Source organism: Pseudomonas sp. PS02303 (assembly GCF_029959925.1).
Taxonomy (GTDB): Bacteria; Pseudomonadota; Gammaproteobacteria; order Pseudomonadales; family Pseudomonadaceae; genus Aquipseudomonas; species Aquipseudomonas mandelii.
Genome location: NZ_JASCOM010000407.1, coordinates 1 through 3,402, shown reverse-complemented (window position 1 = coordinate 3,402; position 3,402 = coordinate 1). Strand labels below are relative to the sequence as shown.

Annotated in this window: 3 protein-coding genes; 2 read left to right on the top strand and 1 reads right to left on the bottom strand. The window is 60.8% G+C overall.

Annotated features, from left to right (window positions below; translation table 11 throughout):
- Positions 1-114: 114 nt before the first annotated feature.
- Complete coding sequence (locus QMX98_RS33365) at positions 115-732, top strand: TPM domain-containing protein (protein ID WP_010462489.1); 618 nt, start codon at positions 115-117, stop codon at positions 730-732.
- A gap of 308 nt (positions 733-1,040) precedes the next feature.
- Positions 1,041-2,255: an SAM-dependent methyltransferase gene (locus QMX98_RS33360; RefSeq protein WP_077749583.1), complete on the top strand. Its 1,215-nt coding sequence runs from the start codon at positions 1,041-1,043 to the stop codon at positions 2,253-2,255.
- Between the two features lie 85 nt (positions 2,256-2,340).
- On the opposite strand, the gene QMX98_RS33355 is transcribed toward QMX98_RS33360, so the two are convergent.
- Complete coding sequence (locus tag QMX98_RS33355; RefSeq protein WP_077749584.1) at positions 2,341-3,231, bottom strand: DMT family transporter; 891 nt, start codon at positions 3,229-3,231, stop codon at positions 2,341-2,343.
- Between the last annotated feature and the right edge of the window lie 171 nt (positions 3,232-3,402).

Sequence of the window (3,402 nt, the reverse complement as noted above, 5' to 3'; positions counted from 1 at the left end):
GCGGTGGAGGTTTCGGCGGCGGTGGCGGGGGCTTCAGCGGGGGGGGCGGCAGTTTCGGGGGCGGCGGTTCGTCGGGCGGCTGGTGAGCATAATAATGAATGGGCACTTTTAGACATGGCATTACTGACTGAACACGAACAACGCAAAGTCGCCGAGGCGATTGCCCGGGTCGAGCGCGACACCGACGCCGAACTGGTGACGGTGCTCGCGGCCCGCGCCGACGACTACGCGTACATCCCGCTGCTCTGGGCCAGCCTGCTGGCGCTGGTGGTGCCGGGTATCGTGCATTACCTGACAGGCTGGCTGACCCTGCACAGTTTGCTGCTGGTGCAATGGATCACGTTCATCGTGCTGTGCCTGGTGTTCCGGATTCCGAAAGTCACCACCCACCTGATCCCGCGCTCGGTGCGGCATTGGCGAGCGTCAAATCTGGCGCGCCGGCAGTTTCTGGAGCAAAACCTGCACCACACGGTGGGCAGCACCGGGATGCTGATTTTTGTCTGCGAGGCTGAGCGGTACGTGGAAATTCTGGTGGATGAAGGGATTTCCAAGCGGCTGGATAACAAGAACTGGGACGCGATCGTTGCGGCGTTTACTCAACAGGTGAAGCAGGGCCAGACATTGCAGGGGTTTGTGACGTGCGTCGAGGCGTGCGGCGAGCTGCTCAAGGTGCATGTGCCGGTGACGCACGTGCGCAATGAGTTGCCGAATCGGTTGGTGGTGTTGGGCTGATTTCACTTCTGGAATTGATACACCTTCTGTGGGGAGAGGGCTTTTGTGGCGAGGGAGCTTGCTCCCGCTGGGGCGCGAAGCGGCCCCCCAAACCAGCCAATGCGGTCATTCAGATAAACACGGTTGCAGGGGGTAGGTTGCTTCGCAGCCCAGCGGGAGCAAGCTCCCTCGCCACACTAGCCCACTCAACCCAGTAGCGTTTTTGCTTCGGGTTTCGCACCGTTCGGGAAATTACCCGTGCCCTCGTATGCCATCCCCCCTAAAATACCCGCCATTCCCGATCCGCTCCGCCCGAGGCCGTTTTTTCCATGTCTGTCACCGCCACTCCCGCCAGCCTCGCGCCGGATCACCACGCTCAGTTCATCGACCTGTTGCAAACCAGCCTCGACCAGAATGCCTTCATCAAACTGGTCCTGGCCAAGTACGTCGGCACCGAAGCCGATTTGCAGCGGCTGATCATCAAGCAACTGACGGTCAAGGATCAGCCCTGCCTGTCCTTCGTCTACCGCTACAAGACCCGCGACATCACCAAGAACCTGCCGCTTGCCGAGGGCGTCGCGACCATCGGCGCGCTGTTGCCGGCCTCGTTCAAAAATGCGCATTTACTGTCGTTGACTGACGAAGCCCAGCTCGAATACAGCAAAAAGGGCAAGTCTTCGCTGTTCAAGAGCAAACCTCAGCAATTGCGTGAAGTGCCGTCCGCCGAGCATAACCGCGAGAAGAACCGTTTCCTCGACCTGAACCGGCCGTTCCTCGCTGACCTCGGCGTGACAAACAGCAAGCACGAGCTGATCCCGGCGATGTCGCGCAAGTGGAAGCAGATCAACAAGTTCATCGAAGTCTTCAGCCATGCGCTGACCACCTCGCCCCTGGCGTTGGACAAACCGGTGCAGGTGGCGGATTTCGGCTCGGGCAAGGGTTATCTGACGTTTGCGATCCACGACTACCTGCGCAACACCTTGAAGGCTGAAGCCGTGGTGACCGGCGTCGAGTTGCGCGAAGAAATGGTCAACCTGTGCAATGCCGCCGCCGCCAAGCTTGAGCATCCGGGGCTGGTGTTCAAGTGCGGTGACGTGCGAAGCGTCGCGCCGAGCGAGCTGGACGTGATGATCGCGCTGCACGCCTGCGACATCGCCACCGACTACGCGATTCACACCGGCATCCGCTCCGGCGCCTCGATCATCATGTGCTCGCCGTGCTGCCACAAACAGATCCGCCTGCAAATCCAGAGCCCGGCGCTGCTCAAGCCGATGCTGCAATACGGTCTGCACCTGGGCCAGCAAGCGGAAATGGTCACCGACAGCCTGCGAGCGCTGTTCCTGGAAGCCTGTGGTTATGAAACCAAGGTGTTCGAGTTCATCTCACTGGACCACACCAACAAGAACAAGATGATTTTGGCAGTCAAACGCGCCGAGCCGGTGGACCCGGCCCAGCTGTTGGTGAAGATCCAGGAACTGAAGGATTTCTACCACATCAGCGAACATTGCCTGGAAACCCTGCTGCGGGCTGACGGCTACCTCTAAAACACCGCATGACCCTGTAGGAGCCAGGCTTGCCGGCGAAGGCGATAGTGCCGACGCCTTCGCCGGCAAGCGTGGCTCCTACAGGTCACGTGGTGGCAATGCGGGCGGGTTTGATGGCGGTCTTGCGTCCGAGCATCACCGTCACGATCACTCCGGCGGCAAACAGCCAGGTGATCGGCTCGATATGTTCACCAAAAAACAGCGCCGAAAACGCGATGGTGAAGAAGATCTGCAACAGCTGGATCTGACTGACTCGGGCAATGCCGCCCATCGCCAACCCGGCGTACCAGGCAAAGAACCCGATGAACTGCGAGAACAGCGAAACATAACCAAACGCCCACCAGGTCTTGGCGGAAATTTCGCCCTGGTGTTGCAGCGCCAAATACACCACCGGTCCGATCAGCAGCGGCGTCGATAACACCAGCGCCCAGCAGATCACCTGCCAGCCGCCCATCTCCTTGGCCAACCGGCCACCCTCGGCATAACCCAGGCCGCCCACGGCAATCGCCCCGAGCATCAGCAAATCACCGGCCTGAATACTGCCGGCCCCGCTGATCAGCGCATAACCCAACACCAGCGCACTGCCCAACGCCGCGCAGGCCCAGAAGGCTTTCGACGGTCGTTCGTGGGACAACCACGCGGCGTACAGCGCGACGCACAGCGGCTGCAAACCGTTGACCAGCGCGCCGTGGGAGGCCGGCAAGGTTTGCATGGCCCAGGCCGACAACACCGGAAAACCGAGGATCACGCCTGCGATCACCAGTGTCAGGCCTTTGACCTGTTTCCAGGTCGGCCATTTTTCCCGGCGCCACAGCAACAACATCGCCGCCGGCACCGCCGCAAACAGCGCCCGGCCCAGGCCGTTGAGCAGCGGATGAAGTTCCTGCACGACGATCCGCGTGAAGGGCAAGGTGAGGCTGAAGATCACAACGCCGAGCAGGCCGAGGGCCATGCCGGTGTTTTCGCGCGAGGACATGATGGGGGACCAGAATGTTAGGTGGCGGGAAGAGACTTCATCTAGCCATAAACCACGGGGATCGCGCTGTTACAGCTAGGCGCAGAGTTATCCGTACAGTTGAAGGGCGCCTTCGCGGGCAAGCCTCGCTCCTACCGGTATGGTGGTGCCTTTGTAGGAGCGAGGCTTGCC